A 16,899-nucleotide genomic window follows, 5' to 3' on the forward strand; every position below is an offset into this window, starting at 1 on the left:
GATAAAAGATTTATTTAGCAAGCGGAAGCATAATAGTAAAACGTGCACCAGTTTTACACTTCCCAAGTGTAGGATCAATAATATTTTCGGCTGTAATTGTCCCATTATGAGCTTCGATGATTTGCCGACTAATAGAAAGGCCAAGTCCAGAGTTTTGTCCAAAAGCATCTTCATTTGGTCGATCTGTGTAAAAACGTTCAAAAATGCGTTCAATATTTTCTGAACGAATACCTGGGCCATTATCTTCAATGGTTAAAATAAGGGTTGAAGCATGACTTTTCATAGTAATGCAAATTTTGCCACGATTCCGAGGAATAAAAGAACGCGCATTTTCAAGAAGATTTGAAATCACTTGTCCTAAACGGAGTTCGTGTCCCAATACAAGATAGGCTTTTCCATGAGGACGTGGGACAATATTAAGGCTTATATCAATAGTTTGCGTATTACGATACACTTCCTGAACAGCATGAACAAGACTTTCCAAAAGCGGTGTCATATCAACGATCTCTGCAGTTTCTCGTGCAAGCTCTGCATCGAGCCGCGATGCATCAGAAATATCTGTAATCAACCGATCAAGGCGGCGCACATCATGTTGAATAATTTCAAGCAATTTCTCTTGTGCTTCTTCATTTTTAGCCAGAGGGAGCGTTTCAACAGCACTGCGTAGGGAGGTGAGAGGATTTTTTAATTCGTGGCTTACATCAGCAGCAAAACGTTCAATGGCTTCAATACGCATATAAAGGGCATTGGTCATATCACGAATAGAAGTTGAAAGGTGACCAATTTCATCTTCACGCATTGAAAAATCAGGAATTTCTACACGCTGATTATTGCCATTACGCACTCGATTAGCCGAGGCAGATAATTTACTTAATGGATGGGCAATCGTATGGGCCAAAAAGAGAGAAAGAACCAAAAGTACGCTACCTACAACGGCAAAAACTTTAAAGATAACCAGTCTTTCGCCTTTTACAATGTTATCAATATCGGAACCAGTGGTTGAAAGAAGAAGAGCACCAACCACTGCGCGATAGCGTTGAACAGGAACAGCAACAGAAACAATTAATTGCCCTTGTCTGTTGCGTCTTTTAGCCGTAGCAAGAGATCCGTTTAATGCGCGGTACACTTCTGGATAAGCAATACCACTGGTTTTTGTTTGTTCTCTGTCAAGAGCAATACCTTTGCCATAAAATACGCTTGAATACCATGAAGTAAGGCGATCCCACATGTTTTGTTCTGTTTTAAGTGGGGGTAAATCATAACTAAAAACTTCTCCACTAGAATAAAGAACGCGCGAATCAAGAAGGAGAGTAGCATCACGATCATAGATACGTGCTCTTGTCGTTTTAGGTGTAATAAGACGCCGTAAAAGAGGGGCAACTTGCTCAGGGTTAATAGGAAAATCCCAAGAATCGGTTGATTGAGGAGCGGGTGTAACGCTTTCACCAGTCTGTAACTCTAAGAGTTTTTGAGGGTCAATGAGGATAGAATTTGTATCTACTGTTGCAGAAGCAGCAATAGCCCCAGCAATAATTTTTCCTTGGGTACATAAACTTTTGATTTTTGCTTCAATTAAACCATCGCGAAATTGGTTAAGGTATAAAATGCCTGTAACTAAAACGGCAAGGGCAGCAATGTTTAATATAACAATGCGACGTGTGAGGCTGGAAAAAAGCAATTGTCTAAAGAGACGTTGTGTTCGAAGATGCAAACCAGCGAACATAAGAAATGGCGTTGAGGAGGTACCATTAACGGTTGTTTTTTGTAAAGTTTCCAGTTGAGAATTGTCTGTCATCGATTTGATTGCCATTCAAATTTTTGCGACAAAGTAGTTTTATACCTCGTGGAAACGATAACCTACACCATAAAGTGTTTCAATCATTGCAAAATCATCATCCACTTGTTTAAACTTTTTACGCAGACGTTTAATGTGACTATCAATGGTGCGATCATCTACGTAGACTTGATCACTATAAGCAGCATCCATTAAAGCATCACGACTTTTTACAACTCCTGGTCTTTGTGCTAAGGTTTGCAGAATCAAAAATTCCGTAACGGTTAAAATAACAGGTTTATCTTTCCATGTACAGGTGTGGCGTTCTTGATCCATCACAAGATCTCCACGTTTGAGAGAAGAGGTGGAAGAAGTTCCTGTAGAAAGCGGTTGGTTACGTGCATTAGAACGGCGTAAAATAGCTTTCACTCGCTCAATAAGAAGACGTTGGGAGAAAGGTTTAGTAATAAAATCATCAGCTCCCATTTTGAGACCAAATAATTCATCAATTTCATCATCTTTAGAGGTAAGAAAAATAACTGGAAGATCAGATTTTTGACGCAAACGGCGCAAAAGTTCCATCCCATCCATTCGGGGCATTTTAATATCAAAAATAGCTAAGTGTGGAGGGTGAAGTGTGAGACCCTTGAGTGCAGATGCTCCATCTGTATAGCTTTCAACCCGATATCCTTCTGTCTCAAGCGCAAAAGATAAAGATGTCAAAATATTGCGATCATCATCAACAAGTACAATCGTTTGCGTGATTGTTGGTGTATCTTTCATGGTTTCTTAGACCTTTCTATTGCTGTGGTAGCAAATTACCCACACTTATTTATATGGGAGTTCATATTTTTTTTGCAAAACAAATATGATACAAATTGTAGCAAAGTAAAAAACCTTTTGTCATTACTGTAAAATCTTGTTTTGCTTTCATAATTTATAATGTTTCTACGTCTATTAAGATCCCTTCATTTGAGAGAAAATTTTCATAAAGGTTTTTTTTATCAAGGTTTATTACAAAGTTTATTATTGTATTTGTCTCATAATTGAACAGATGTAGTTTTGATTGTTGAAGTTTAGAAAATCTGCCTATGTGTTTTAAGAGCAAAGAAAAGAATGTGGCAATATATGCACAAAAATTTGTTTCTGCTACACGAAAGGAGGTCGTAATGGGATTTTTTAATTTTATTAAAACTGTAGGGGAAAAGTTAGGTATTGGGGATCATGAACCAAAAGAAAAGGATTTTAAGAGAGCATTTGATCATTTTCAACTCGGTACAGAAAAAGTCAATATTCAAGTTGAAGACGGTAAAGCTATTTTAAGCGGTGAAGTTCCAGATAGGGAAACACTTGAAAAAGCACTGCTGGTTGTTGGCAATTCACAAGGTATCTCTTCTGTAGATGTTGATCAATTAAAGGTTATAGATACAACGCCTAGAAAAACTTCTCGCTTTTATGAGGTTAAATCTGGTGATAATCTTTGGAAAATTGCTGAAGAGGTTTATGGAAAAGGGCAAGGTAATAAAAACACATTTATTTTTGAAGCCAATAAGCCAATGCTAAAATCTCCCGATAAAATTTATCCTGGTCAAGTTTTACGTATTCCTGAAATTGACCATAGTTAATTCATCAAAGGGGATAATTTTTTACTGATGGCATTAAACAAAAAATAAAGAAGCGTAAAAAATTTCACACTTCTTCATTTTATAAAGTGTGTATTTATAATAAAAGGAGCTTAGTGAACAGGAGAGGATTTAGAAGGTGATGGTACTTTCATAGCGTTTACAGAGAAATCAACATCAATGGTTCCTGCTTTCTCAAATGTTAATTTTGCGCTAATTTTATCACCTAACTTAAATGGTTGTGAAAGCCCCATGAACATAATATGATCACCGCCAGGCTTAAGCGTGATTTCGCCATTTCCCGGAATTTCAATGCCATTGTGCATTTTTTCCATTTTCATAATATCGTTAACGACAGCCATAGAGTGTATCTCTGTTGTTTTTACTCCGTTTGTGGAAATAGAAACCAAACGGTCTGGGGTATTACTGTGATTAATAATGTAGAGATAACCGCTACCAACTCTTATACCTCTAGGTGTTTCGCGTGTCCAAGGATTGAGAATTTCTATGTCGCCAAGTTTATATTGCTGAGCACCTGCTGGCAGGATTATACCAGCAAAGAGAAGAGTACACACGATATTTATGATAACCTTTTTATATGGATATTGTGTATGTATTATATTCTTAAAGATGAGATTTGTTATTTTCTTAATAATAGATGTCATCATTGATTTACCCTCCTTCATAAGATTCACACTTTGAATATTTTTTATTTTAGCAGAGCTTTTATTTAAAATAAAAGAAAGAAATACTAAAATGAAATTGATTTGAATATAAAAATCATAGAATTCTTGAAATTTAAAAGAAGACAGTAAGATTTACAATGACAACACACCTCTTAACGCTTCCGTGTTCATCTCATAAATAGTATTTGCAAATGGTATAAAATCTATGATGCACTACTATTTTACTTAATGAAGATATAATACAGAACAATCATTAACCACTTTACCAATTTTTAATATTATGACAGCTTTTGGCATTTTAAAGCGTTTATACAGAGGTATTTTTATATATTTTCAAAGTTCAAAATTATACAGTTAAGAAAAAACGCTTTAGGTGAATTTAAAGCACAGATTTCAAATAGCCGCAAACAATGAGACCGTTAGAGGGAGAATTTTTGAAAGGAGATTGATAGATAATACCTTTACTGATATGAGCATTAGATATGATGACTATTTTAGTCCAAGAAAAATCTATAATATTTGTGATATAAATTATTCGCCTTTTAAAAAGCTTTTACGTGAGTACGATTTTATCAATGATGAGAAGATCAAGAGCGAGAGTGCAATCATTCTTTTATTTTTTAATTTTTATAGAAAGATATATTTTTTGAGAATTGCAAGAAAAATATATTATGCTCTCAAGTTTCTCATAAATATGGTATTTATGGGTCATTAGAGTGCCTATTTTAAAATAAATTTTTTATTTTGGAGATGTTTCTCTCATTATTCTCTTGTAGCAATAAAAGCCTGTTCTTATATACGAGGCAGCAAGGCTTGTTGCGACTTGCAGTTTATTATTATTTATGTTGCTTGAAGCAATATACGGGCTTTAGGTGTTATGAGGAGCTATCTTAAAAAGATGCTTTATGAAGGTTGAGGTAGCTTGCTGAATGGAGATTATAATATGGCAAAAGTAATTGGTATTGATTTGGGGACAACGAACTCTTGTGTGGCTGTTATGGATGGCAAAAATGCAAAAGTTATTGAAAACTCAGAAGGAGCGCGAACAACACCTTCCGTTGTTGCCTTTACTGATGGGGGGGAGCGGCTTGTTGGGCAACCTGCTAAACGGCAGGCGGTGACAAATCCTGAAGGGACAGTTTTTGCAGTTAAACGTTTGATAGGGCGCCGCTTTGATGACCCTATGGTTGAAAAAGATAAAGCGCTTGTTCCTTATAAAATTGTTAAAGGTGACAATGGTGATGCATGGGTTGAAGAGGCGGGAAAGAAATATTCTCCGTCACAAATTTCAGCTATGATTTTGCAAAAGATGAAGGAAACAGCAGAATCTTATCTTGGTGAAAAAGTTGAACAAGCTGTTATTACGGTTCCTGCTTATTTTAATGATGCGCAACGTCAAGCCACGAAAGATGCAGGTAAAATTGCTGGACTTGAAGTTTTACGGATTATTAATGAGCCAACTGCTGCTGCTTTAGCTTATGGTTTGGACAAAAAGGACGGAAAAACAATTGCTGTTTACGACCTTGGTGGTGGTACATTTGATATTTCAGTCCTTGAAATTGGAGATGGCGTTTTTGAGGTTAAGTCAACCAATGGGGATACATTTTTAGGGGGTGAAGACTTTGACATGCGCTTGGTTGGTTATTTTGCCGATGAATTCAAAAAAGAGCAAGGAATTGATCTGAAAAATGATAAACTGGCTTTACAGCGCTTAAAGGAAGCAGCAGAAAAAGCAAAGATTGAGCTTTCTTCGTCACAGCAAACAGAAGTTAATTTACCATTTATCACGGCAGATCAATCAGGTCCCAAGCACTTAACAATGAAATTGACTCGGGCAAAATTTGAATCTCTCGTTGACGATTTAGTCCAGCGTACCATCGAACCTTGTAAAGCTGCGTTGAAAGATGCTGGATTAAAGGCTGGTGAGATTGACGAAGTTGTTTTAGTGGGTGGTATGACACGTATGCCTAAGATTCAGCAAGTTGTGCAGAACTTCTTTGGTAAGGATCCACACAAAGGCGTTAACCCTGATGAAGTGGTTGCAATGGGCGCTGCCATCCAAGGGGGTGTATTGCAAGGCGATGTCAAAGACGTATTGCTGCTAGATGTAACACCTTTATCTTTGGGTATTGAAACCTTGGGTGGGGTTTTCACACGCCTTATTGAGCGCAATACCACTATCCCGACGAAAAAATCGCAAGTTTTTTCGACAGCTGATGATAACCAGAGTGCTGTAACGATTCGTGTTTTCCAAGGTGAACGGGAAATGGCAAGTGATAATAAGTTATTGGCTCAATTTGATCTTGTTGGTATTCCTCCAGCACCACGTGGTATACCTCAAATTGAAGTTACTTTTGATATCGATGCGAATGGTATTGTTAATGTTTCGGCCAAGGATAAGGGAACAGGGAAAGAGCATCAAATTCGTATTCAGGCATCAGGTGGTTTAAGTGATGCTGATATTGAAAAAATGGTAAAGGATGCAGAAGAGCACGCGGCTGAGGATAAAAAACGCCGTGAAGGTGTTGAAGCTAGAAATCAAGCGGAGGCTCTTATTCATTCAACTGAAAAGTCGCTCAATGAATATGGCGATAAAGTATCAGCTGAAGAAAAGGGACAGATTGAGAAAGCAATATCTGATTTGAAGTCTGCGCTTGAAGGTAGTGATACTGAAGAAGTAACTACAAAGATGCAAAAATTAGCAGAAGTTAGTATGAAGTTGGGACAGGCTATGTATGAAGCTTCACAAGCAGAAACTGCTGATACTGAAACAGAGACAAAGAATGATGATGTTGTCGATGCTGATTTTGAAGAAGTTAATGATAAGAAAAAATAGTGTCAGCATATGTGTTGATTAATTTATAAACCCGGCCTTTGAAATATAAGGCTGGGCTTTGTTATTTGAGTGAGTTGCAACTTTGTTGCTAAAAATATAAATTAAAAGCAATATTATCCATAAAAATGGATGATAGAAAAATTATCAGGAATACATGATGAAGGTTGACTATTATGAAATTCTTGGCGTGACTCGAGAATGCGATGATAAAAAGTTGAAATCTGCTTTTCGTAAGTTAGCAATGCAATATCATCCTGATCGCAATGCGGGGGATAAAGAGGCAGAGCGAAAATTCAAAGAAATTGGCGAAGCCTATGAAGTTCTTAAAGACCCTCAAAAGCGTGCTGCTTATGATCGATTTGGCCATGCGGCCTTTGAAAATAGTGGTGGTCAAGGGGGAGCAAATCCCTTTAGTGGTTTTGCTGCTGGTGGTGGATTTGCGGATATTTTCGAAGACTTTTTTGGTGAGATTATGGGAGGGACCCACCGTAAGCGTGGTGATAGTCGCGAACGTGGTGCAGATTTGAGTTATAATATGGAAGTGACTTTAGAAGAGGCATTTTCAGGAAAAACTGCAGAAATTAATATTCCCAGTTCCGTTACGTGTGATGTTTGTGAAGGATCAGGAGCGAGAAAGGGCTCTAAGCCACAAGTTTGTGGAACATGCCATGGATCTGGACGTGTGCGTGCTGCGCAAGGTTTCTTTTCTATTGAGAGAACATGTCCTACATGTCATGGACGGGGTGAAACTATTACCGATCCGTGCCCCAAATGTCAGGGGACACGGCGTATAGAGAAAAAACGTTCATTGAGCGTAAATGTTCCAGCTGGTATTGAAGATGGAACGCGTATTCGCCTTTCTGGTGAGGGTGATGCTGGTATTCGTGGTGGCCCCAATGGTGATCTTTATATTTTTCTTTCCATTAAACCGCATGAGTTTTTTCAGCGAGAAGGAGCAGATCTTCACTGTCGCGTTCCTATTTCAATGGTAACAGCTGCTTTAGGAGGAGAGTTTGAAGTTTCCGACCTTGATGGTGTTAAAGCACGTGTTAAGATCCCAGAAGGAACACAAAATGGACGTCAATTCCGCCTTAGAGGCAAAGGTATGCCCATGTTGCGCCGTCAGCAAGCAAGGGGTGATCTTTACATCCATATCACGATTGAGACACCGCAGAAATTAACGCAAGAACAACGTGAATTGTTGCAAAAATTTGAAAAGCTCTCAAATCATGAAAATTCACCGCAATCACATGGTTTTTTTTCACGGATGAAAGAATTTTTTGAAAATATTTCTGGTTAAAATATGTGAATGTTCTCAGAATAATTAGAGAGAACTGTGGGAAAGTTATTTTCATTAAGTGTTCTATTGTCTCATTATCTTTGAAAAGCATTTTTTTCTTTAAAAAGAAAAGAGAGAGACAGCTAATTTAGGATAAACTCCTGCTGCTGATAGTTTTTATATTTCATGAGTTTTATGGATAAGTCTTATTTTTGAATGTCTATGACATTTTAAAAAGGGCTTATCCATATAAGAACGCAATTGAGTGATTGATAATAAATATTGCCGGTGTCATGATGGCTGTCTTTATGCATTCAGTATTTTTTGTATTTATTTTTTCACTCAAAATTTCTTTTTAAAGGCTCTATAAATAAAACTATAAAATAGTTAGCAGCTTGCCAAGAAACGCTAAATAAGCTGTTAGGCAATTCATCTTTTTCAAATAAAGTATCAACTTCTTATAACCGATTTTATTTCTGGCATTTTCATAGCCTTAAACCACTGCTTTCCTTAAAATACGGGTTATGCTTATTCAAAATAACTTTTACATGCTTCATCTCAGCTTTTAGCAGTAATCATGTCTTTTTAGATTGTGGATTTGGTTTTGTATTTTAATAAAGCGCTTGCTTTTGCTGTTATCTGTAAATCAATTCAGATCTCATGGAGCAGTATGTTTGAGATAAATGGATAAATGTTAAGGCAGTTCAGTATGTTCTTTACTGTTGCAACTTTTTTATGTCGGAGTGAAACAAGAGTATTGTATATATCTGTTTAAGTAATTTTTGCAACGAGGATATAGCTAAAGTTGAGGAGAATATAAAAGCATAAAAGTAGAAAATTCCAGCTTTGCCACTTCTTTTTCACTTAGCTTTGCGCCTTTCAGAAATATTCAAAGTAGTATTTAATAATGGAATACATAGTCCCTCACGCTTTTGTTTTCGCGATCTTTAATAGAGGTAAATCTCTTACGCCCATACAGAAGATCATTGTGTTACAAATCTATACGCTTATTTTGAAGAAACATTTCCTAATGGATGTACCCCGATTGCATGCGATGGTGCTTGAAAGGGTATAAAACTTCATTGTACACCACCCTTTTTACGCTCATGTATGCGTAAGTTGACACTATCATTCCTCGTTTCAAACATTGCTGCATCTTTTGCTATTGAGAGCATTAATAAGAGGTATTTTAAGCTTTCTATAGTATTTATAATACCAAGTTCATTTGTAACGTACAAGCCAACGGTTTTTATTGATTTGAAATGTGAGAGTTAAAATGACAAAATATTCTTATATTCAGACTTCTCATTTAGGGTTTTACGCTATAAATATATAAAATTATTATTATAAATCAACGTATTACAATTCTTCATAAAGGGGTATTTAATTGACATTTTCTCATGTTTAATGATTGAAAAAAGTCAAATTTTAAAAACCAAAGTTATAGTCTCCGGTCGAACTTCGTTTGACAATTTCATTAAAGAAAAATTGAGATAGGTTACTAAAGCGGTTGAGTGGTTTCTTATCTTGGCGATAGGTTAATTTTATTATGATAAGAAAATTTTGCTTTTATCTTATAAAATCAATGGTTGTATATATTTCTATTCATTGTTAAGTATCCATAGGTATAAATTAATGAATTGAATATAGGGCGTCGCTTAAAAAATTTTCAAAATTTTGCTTTTCAATTTTATACATAAGATCATAAAGTAATGACGTTTTTTGACACCTATTTTGTTTAATTTTTTACGGTCAATTTTTAAAGGATATTTTTTGTGTTTCATCTTCGTAAATTAAAAGAAAATTGACGATTTTCAGGGGGATGGATAGAGTAAAGCTTGGTTTTATTGTTTTCACTTTTCCTAAGTTTCATTAAGAGATGGTAAAAAGTGATGAGGAGGCTCTATTGATGGATGATGCTAAAAACGATGATGTAGATGTTTTGGAAAAACAAGCAGCATTTTTATCGTCTGCTTTACCTTATATGCAAAAATATGAAAATGAAACGGTCGTGGTAAAATATGGCGGCCATGCTATGGGTGATCCCGCTTTGGGAAGAGCATTTGCGCGTGATATTGCTCTATTAAAGCAATCAGGGATTAATCCTATTGTTGTTCATGGTGGTGGACCTCAAATTGCTAAAATTTTAATGAAAATGGGGATTGAATCACGATTTGAAAACGGTTTACGGGTAACCGATGAACGGATTGTTGAAGTTGTTGAAATGGTTTTAGCGGGATCCATAAACAAAGAAATTGTTGCTCTCATCAACGCTGAGGGTGAATGGGCAATAGGATTATGCGGCAAGGATGGCAATATGGTTTTTGCCGAAAAGGCTTATAAAACTGTCATTGATCCTGATTCTCATATTGAACGTGTTTTAGATTTGGGGTTTGTTGGTGAGCCTATTGAAGTTGATCGCACATTGCTAGATCTCTTAGCGTGTTCTGAAATGATACCAGTTCTTGCTCCTGTGGCTCCAGGACGCGATGGTAAAACTTACAATATTAATGCTGATATTTTTGCTGGAGCTATTGCTGGTGCATTAGAGGCTAAACGCCTTTTATTTCTCACTGATGTTCCTGGTGTTTTGGATAAACAGGGTAAACTTTTAAAAGAATTGACAGTTTCTGAAGCTGAGAAACTTATCAAAAATGGAACAATTTCAGGAGGCATGATCCCAAAAGTAGAGACTTGTATAAAAGCCCTTCAAAATGGTGTGGAAGGTGTTGTCATTTTAAACGGTAAAACCCCTCATCCTGTTTTACTAGAACTGTTTACCGAACAGGGAATTGGAACGCTTATTGTTTCATAAATTGTGCGGAAAATTGAAGGAGAAGGCTTTTCATGAAAAGTATAAAACAGTTTAAATATCCTTTATTAAGTAAACCAGAATTGGCACTATTTGCTGCGACAATATTGTGGGGCATTACATTTTTAGTCATTCACATTGCGGTACGCTATAGCGGTCCTCTATTTTTTGTTGGATTTCGTTTTATTGTTGCATCTCTTATATGTGGGGCAATTTTTTGGCGCTCTATAAAAAGGATAACTGTTTATGAAGTTTTTGCTGGGATGGCGATTGGTTTAGCCATGTTTTTGGGGTATGCTTTTCAAGCTGCTGGACTTCAAACGATTATTAGTAGTCAGTCGGCTTTTATCACAGCGCTTTATGTACCGATGGTTCCAATCTTGCAATGGATTGTGTTTAAAAAACCTCCCCGTTTAGCCTGTTGGATTGGTATTGTTTTCGCTTTTATTGGGCTTGTATTCATTTCAGGACAAAAGCCTGGAAGTTTTGATTTTTCAAAAGGTGAAATTTTGACTTTGTTAGGTGCATTAGCGATTGCTGGAGAAGTCATACTCATCGGAATTTTTGCGAACAAGGTTGATAGTCGGCGTGTAACCATTATTCAGTTATTTTTTAGTGGTTTTTTTTCATTTGCTTGTATGCCTTTGATGGGTGAAAGCATTCCTGAATTTTCGTGGGTGTGGTTTAATATTGGTATAGGATTGGCATTAATGAGTGCCATCATTCAATTAGCTATGAATTGGGCACAAAAGTCTATTTCCCCTACGCGTGCGACACTCATTTACGCAGGTGAACCGGTATGGGCTGGTATTGTTGGGCGTTTGGCTGGAGAACGTTTATCTCCCTTAGCTTTATTGGGCGGTTTGCTTATTCTTATTGGGATCATTGTGGCTGAATTACAACCTTCACAATGGCGTAAAAAAAATAAAGCAATTAAAAAAATTGATTAGCTATACATTTTTTTATTATGATTTTATTGCACGAGATTTTTGCTTGTAGAGTTTTCATTTTTAAAGTTTTTTTTAATATTAAGATGATTAAGAATTCTATAAATTATTCCAGCTTTTGCATGCCAAATTGGAGCAAGAGTATGCTTCTATCTGTTTTCTAACCTCTGAAAAGGAAAAACAAACTTCATTGAGCTAAGCATTAAGTTGTAAAAGTGAAAATTAATACGCATCTTTACGATCATTTTTAAATTCGGCTTTAACAACTTTCAAAAACATCTACGGTAATATTTTTGAATAATGAAAACTATGCACTGTCGCACGTTATTCCTTTTGTTATTTAACTCCCATGCAAAATAGAAACGCTCAAAGCAGCCCTCATAATGGTGTACATTAACGCACTTTTTTAAAAGACATATTTTCTCAATGGATATTGTACCCATTGATGGTCCATGTGAAATGTATAAAGGCCATGAAATATCACCATTTTTACTTAAAATAAAAAATTAAAGTTAATAGCATTATTTTCTTTATCAATTACCATTACGACAAGTTTTGGTACTTGAAAGAGTTTATTAAGAAGTATTTTACTCATTCCTTAAACGGCTTTATCCATACACCAGTCCTGTTTGTCCAGTTCTGTTTGTAATGTGTAAAAAAATTTGATTAATTTACCATAAGCAAGCTTAAGATGAAAAAGGTTCGCGATATTCAGGGTTTTTATTTAATTTGCAAAACAATAAATAGTCATTATAAATAAAAACACTACCAAATTAATAGAAGAGATTTGATGTTTTTTTATCTTTAATGAAAGAAGAAAGGCGTTGTATAAAAGGGCATAAAAACTTTACTCAATAAAGCTTATTTCTAAAGTTTTAAACATTGAGAAGAAAATTATCTCTCTCAATATCCATTTTATTTTATAAGATTGCTGAAAAAAACAGATTATTGCGCACAAATAAAAAGCATTTCTTGTGCATTTTATTGAAAGCCTTAGTGATATACGCATCCATTATTGCGTTGCATATTCACGGGCTTATTTTAAAGAAACATCTCTTAACGCTCTCAATCCCATTTCGCGACGGTGCCTATGAATAGTATAACGGTAAATCCATTGAGCACCCCCATCTTTATGCTTATGAAAAAGTAAGTCGGCACCATCACACTATTTGCCAGCTCGTGGGTGTTGCCGACAGCTCTTGCATTAAAACGGGTTCATAAGAGCCATTTTTAGTTCTTTCTTATATAAATTTTATCCACACACTTATGCCGCTTGTAATGTGCAAGTAAGTGATTTTAATTGATTCAAGATATACAGATTTGAAATGAGAGAATCTTACGGTACTCAAGGTTCTAATTCAATATAAATAATGCTAAATTATATTTATAAATCAATATCTTATTATATAATGCCAGCATATGAGTTATCAAACAAGATGTGAAAAGATCATTTTAGCACCCTTGGATTTAATTTAGCAAACAAAAGCCTCATTTTTTAGTCTATGAAAAGTTGTGTTTTGAGAAGCTTTTTAGGTTTATATTCTTTTGATAGAAGCCGGAGCATAATTGGTCTTTGCGTTTTGTATTATTCTTTGCTAAATCGCCTTATATGACAATAGATCGTAATTATATTCGTAATTTTTCCATCGTGGCGCATATTGATCACGGCAAATCCACTTTAGCTGATCGTTTGATTCAAATAACAGGTGGGCTTGAAACACGTGAGATGAAAGAACAAGTACTCGATTCCATGGATATTGAGCGTGAACGTGGAATTACTATTAAAGCACAAACGGTACGTTTACACTATAAGGCAAAGAATGGTGAAACCTATATTTTAAATCTTATGGATACACCTGGTCATGTGGATTTTGCTTATGAGGTTTCGCGTTCATTGGCAGCTTGTGAAGGTTCTCTGTTAGTGGTGGATGCAAGCCAAGGCGTAGAGGCGCAGACATTAGCAAATGTTTATCAAGCCATTGATAATTCCCATGAGTTAGTTGTTGTTCTCAATAAAGTTGATCTTCCAGCAGCAGAACCTGAGCGTGTTAAAGAACAAATTGAAGATGTGATAGGCATTGATACATCTCAAGCAGTAGAAATATCAGCAAAAACAGGTTTGGGTGTTCCTGATGTTTTGGAGGCAATTGTTGCACAATTACCACCTCCACGTACAGGCGATGTTGCAAATCCCTTGAAAGCAATGTTGGTTGATAGCTGGTATGATGCATATCTTGGTGTCATTGTTTTGGTACGGGTGATAGATGGTATTTTAAAAAAAGGCCAAACCATTCGTATGATGGGTACAGGAGCAAAATATCCAGTTGAGCGCGTTGGGGTTTTTACACCTAAAATGGTACAGGTTGATGAATTAGGACCAGGTGAGATTGGTTTTATCACTGCTTCTATCAAAGAGGTAGCAGACACACGGGTTGGGGATACGATTACTGAAGAGCGTCGTCCTTGTGAAAATGCTTTGCCTGGTTTTAAGCCGGCGCAACCTGTTGTCTTCTGTGGACTTTTTCCAATTGATGCTGCCGATTTTGATGATTTGCGTGCAGCCATGGGCAAATTACGCTTAAATGATGCGAGTTTTTCTTTTGAAATGGAAACATCCGCGGCTTTGGGTTTTGGTTTTCGCTGTGGCTTTTTGGGACTTCTGCATCTTGAAATTATTCAAGAGCGATTAGAGCGTGAGTTTAATTTGGATTTAATTGCGACAGCACCTTCGGTTGTTTATCGCATGAATATGAATGATGGTTCTGTTAAAGAGTTGCACAATCCAGCAGATATGCCTGATGTGGTTAAAATTTCTTCCATAGAAGAACCATGGATTCGAGCGACAATCATGACGCCTGATAATTATCTTGGGTCAATTTTAGAGCTATGCCAAGAGCGGCGCGGGGTACAGGTTGGTTTGTCCTATGTTGGAACCCGTGCTATGGTAACGTATGATTTACCACTGAATGAAGTTGTTTTTGATTTTTATGATCGGCTAAAATCGATTTCAAAGGGTTATGCTTCTTTTGATTATCAAATGACAGATTATGCAGAAGGGGATTTAGTTAAAATGTCTATTTTGGTAAATGGAGAGTCTATAGATGCATTGTCTATGCTTGTGCACCGCACGATTGCAGAAAAGCGCGGGCGTTCCATGTGTGAAAAACTGAAAGATCTTATTCCTCAGCATATGTTTCAGATTCCAGTTCAAGCGGCTATTGGTGGTAAGGTTATAGCGCGCGAAACAATTCGTGCTTTGCGTAAAGATGTAACAGCGAAATGTTACGGGGGTGATGTTACGCGTAAGCGCAAACTTTTGGAAAAGCAAAAAGAAGGCAAAAAGCGGATGCGCCAATTTGGAAAAGTAGAAATTCCACAATCGGCATTTATCCAAGCGCTCAAAATGAATAAATAATGGAAAAAGGAATATTTTCTCTCATTGGTTGCGCTTTTGCTTTTGTCGATTGGTTCAGGTGCTTAAAGAACACTTTTAAATAGAATCGCACTGTGCTTCATGTTTTTGTGTATTGCGAATGGTGTCACTTTCTCATGTAAAACAGAATGCTTTAAACAAAATACATTTGTTGTGTTGCACGTTTGTGCACTTGTTTCAAAGAAACATCTCTCAATACATCAAACTTCATTTCACAACGGGGGCTGCAACAAAATATAATGTGAAATTCATTGTAAATTACATGAAACCCATTTGGCGCCACATCTTTATGCGTCAGAAAGGTGCAAAGCGCACCCATCATACTCTTTTTCAGCTCAAAATATTATGATAGCTCTTGGCGATAGAGAGAATTCATTAAAGGTATTTCACTCTTTTCTTGAAGTGTTTCTTACCCACAGACCAACAGCATTTGTGACGAGCAAGGAAATGATAGTGATTGATTCACTATGAAAGGATTTGAAATGAGAGAATCCTTGTATTCGAGGTTATTATTCAAGTTAAAAAACGAGAAAATATTATTATGCATTAATCTTGTGTCTAAGAACGTAAAAGATCATTAATGGATGTTTTTTCTCGTGTTTTTTGATCAACGCGTTTTACAATAACAGCACAATAAAGGTTTGGGCCTGCTTCACCATTTGGTAAAGGTTTTCCGGGGAGAGAACCCGGTACAACCACTGAATAGGCTGGTACTTCACCAATAAAAATTTCACCTGTTGTACGATCAATAATCTTTGTTGATTTTCCAATAAAGACTCCCATTCCTAAAACAGCGCCTTCACGAATAATACAGCCTTCAACAATTTCAGAGCGTGCACCGATAAAGCAGTGATCTTCAATGATTGTTGGATTTGCTTGCAGGGGTTCCAAAACACCTCCAATACCAACACCGCCAGAAAGATGAACATGTTTACCAATTTGTGCACAAGAACCAACGGTGGTCCATGTATCAACCATTGTTCCTTCATCGATAAAGGCGCCGAGATTGACAAAGGATGGCATCAATATAACATTGGGTGCAATGTAAGCAGAATGACGTACAATGGCTCCAGGAACGGAACGGAAATCAGCACTTTTAAAATCTGCCTCTTGCCAACCAGAGAATTTTGAAGGAACTTTATCCCACCAATGTGTTCCATTTACACCACCGGCAATAATTTGCATAGGGTTAAGCCGAAAAGAGAGCAAAACAGCTTTTTTCAACCATTGATGAACATGCCATTGTCCGTTTTTTTGCCGTTCTGCGACGCGAATTGCACCTTTATCGAGAAGATTCAATGCGTGTTCGACACTCTCACGAATTTCACCTTTTGTGGTAGTATCAATAGAATCACGATCATCAAATGCTTTTTCGATAATGATTTCAAGTTGTGTGAGATTGATCATGAACATAGTTCCGTTAAACAAGTTGAAAGCTTCAAGATTTATTCTCTATGACTTACGCGAAGAAATGTTTTCAGTCAATAAAACGATGAGGAAGTAGGACAGG

10 protein-coding genes and 1 pseudogene are annotated in these 16,899 nt (G+C 36.5%); 6 read left to right on the plus strand and 5 right to left on the minus strand.

Annotated features, from left to right (window positions below; translation table 11 throughout):
* Nucleotides 1-10: 10 nt before the first annotated feature.
* Nucleotides 11-1,795: a stimulus-sensing domain-containing protein gene (locus tag ACFIMU_RS02975; RefSeq protein WP_375606144.1), complete on the minus strand. Its 1,785-nt coding sequence runs from the start codon at nucleotides 1,793-1,795 to the stop codon at nucleotides 11-13.
* Between the two features lie 39 nt (nucleotides 1,796-1,834).
* Nucleotides 1,835-2,557 (minus strand): response regulator transcription factor, encoded by a 723-nt coding sequence (locus tag ACFIMU_RS02980; RefSeq protein WP_005774392.1) that lies wholly within the window; start codon nucleotides 2,555-2,557, stop codon nucleotides 1,835-1,837.
* Nucleotides 2,558-2,943: 386 nt separating this feature from the next.
* Here ACFIMU_RS02980 and lysM point away from each other — a divergent pair, with 386 nt between their 5' ends.
* Entirely contained in the window at nucleotides 2,944-3,399 is a 456-nt protein-coding gene (gene lysM, locus ACFIMU_RS02985) for a peptidoglycan-binding protein LysM (protein WP_375606145.1), read from the plus strand.
* Nucleotides 3,400-3,509: 110 nt separating this feature from the next.
* On the opposite strand, the gene ACFIMU_RS02990 is transcribed toward lysM, so the two are convergent.
* Entirely contained in the window at nucleotides 3,510-4,064 is a 555-nt protein-coding gene (locus ACFIMU_RS02990) for a copper chaperone PCu(A)C (protein ID WP_375606146.1), read from the minus strand.
* Nucleotides 4,065-5,025: 961 nt separating this feature from the next.
* On the opposite strand from ACFIMU_RS02990, the gene dnaK reads away from it, so the two are divergent.
* From dnaK to ACFIMU_RS03010, 4 genes are all read left to right on the plus strand, one after another.
* Nucleotides 5,026-6,918 carry a molecular chaperone DnaK gene (dnaK, locus tag ACFIMU_RS02995; RefSeq protein WP_375696807.1) on the plus strand — a complete coding sequence of 631 codons (1,893 nt, stop codon included), beginning with the start codon at nucleotides 5,026-5,028 and terminating at the stop codon, nucleotides 6,916-6,918.
* 157 nt (nucleotides 6,919-7,075) lie between these two features.
* A complete protein-coding gene (gene dnaJ, locus ACFIMU_RS03000) occupies nucleotides 7,076-8,218 on the plus strand; it encodes a molecular chaperone DnaJ (RefSeq protein ID WP_375606148.1) in 1,143 nt (380 codons plus the stop codon).
* A 1,888-nt stretch (nucleotides 8,219-10,106) separates the two neighbouring features.
* The gene (argB, locus tag ACFIMU_RS03005) at nucleotides 10,107-11,012 is read left to right on the plus strand and encodes an acetylglutamate kinase (RefSeq protein WP_375606149.1); all 906 of its coding nucleotides are present in this window, start codon (nucleotides 10,107-10,109) and stop codon (nucleotides 11,010-11,012) included.
* 32 nt (nucleotides 11,013-11,044) lie between these two features.
* Nucleotides 11,045-11,959, plus strand: a complete 915-nt coding sequence (locus tag ACFIMU_RS03010; RefSeq protein ID WP_375606150.1) for a DMT family transporter — start codon at nucleotides 11,045-11,047, stop codon at nucleotides 11,957-11,959.
* A gap of 1,036 nt (nucleotides 11,960-12,995) precedes the next feature.
* Here the strand turns inward: ACFIMU_RS03010 and ACFIMU_RS03015 are convergent.
* Nucleotides 12,996-13,118 (minus strand): annotated as a pseudogene (locus ACFIMU_RS03015) (integrase); the annotation flags it as partial.
* Nucleotides 13,119-13,565: 447 nt separating this feature from the next.
* On the opposite strand from ACFIMU_RS03015, the gene lepA reads away from it, so the two are divergent.
* Nucleotides 13,566-15,371: a translation elongation factor 4 gene (gene lepA, locus ACFIMU_RS03020; RefSeq protein WP_375607987.1), complete on the plus strand. Its 1,806-nt coding sequence runs from the start codon at nucleotides 13,566-13,568 to the stop codon at nucleotides 15,369-15,371.
* A 576-nt stretch (nucleotides 15,372-15,947) separates the two neighbouring features.
* Here the strand turns inward: lepA and dapD are convergent.
* Nucleotides 15,948-16,796 (minus strand): 2,3,4,5-tetrahydropyridine-2,6-dicarboxylate N-succinyltransferase, encoded by an 849-nt coding sequence (gene dapD, locus ACFIMU_RS03025; protein WP_375610013.1) that lies wholly within the window; start codon nucleotides 16,794-16,796, stop codon nucleotides 15,948-15,950.
* Nucleotides 16,797-16,899: the final 103 nt, after the last annotated feature.

It is taken from the genome of Bartonella sp. AC70YNML (genome assembly GCF_042196545.1).
Classification (GTDB): Bacteria; Pseudomonadota; Alphaproteobacteria; order Rhizobiales; family Rhizobiaceae; genus Bartonella.

Coding starts and splice junctions, on each gene's coding strand:
- ACFIMU_RS02975 (WP_375606144.1), bottom strand. CDS start 1,795: ATGACAGACAATTCTCAACTGGAAACTTTACAAAAAACAACCGTTAAT.
- ACFIMU_RS02980 (WP_005774392.1), bottom strand. CDS start 2,557: ATGAAAGATACACCAACAATCACGCAAACGATTGTACTTGTTGATGAT.
- lysM (WP_375606145.1), top strand. CDS start 2,944: ATGGGATTTTTTAATTTTATTAAAACTGTAGGGGAAAAGTTAGGTATT.
- ACFIMU_RS02990 (WP_375606146.1), bottom strand. CDS start 4,064: ATGATGACATCTATTATTAAGAAAATAACAAATCTCATCTTTAAGAAT.
- dnaK (WP_375696807.1), top strand. CDS start 5,026: ATGGCAAAAGTAATTGGTATTGATTTGGGGACAACGAACTCTTGTGTG.
- dnaJ (WP_375606148.1), top strand. CDS start 7,076: ATGAAGGTTGACTATTATGAAATTCTTGGCGTGACTCGAGAATGCGAT.
- argB (WP_375606149.1), top strand. CDS start 10,107: ATGGATGATGCTAAAAACGATGATGTAGATGTTTTGGAAAAACAAGCA.
- ACFIMU_RS03010 (WP_375606150.1), top strand. CDS start 11,045: ATGAAAAGTATAAAACAGTTTAAATATCCTTTATTAAGTAAACCAGAA.
- lepA (WP_375607987.1), top strand. CDS start 13,566: ATGACAATAGATCGTAATTATATTCGTAATTTTTCCATCGTGGCGCAT.
- dapD (WP_375610013.1), bottom strand. CDS start 16,796: ATGATCAATCTCACACAACTTGAAATCATTATCGAAAAAGCATTTGAT.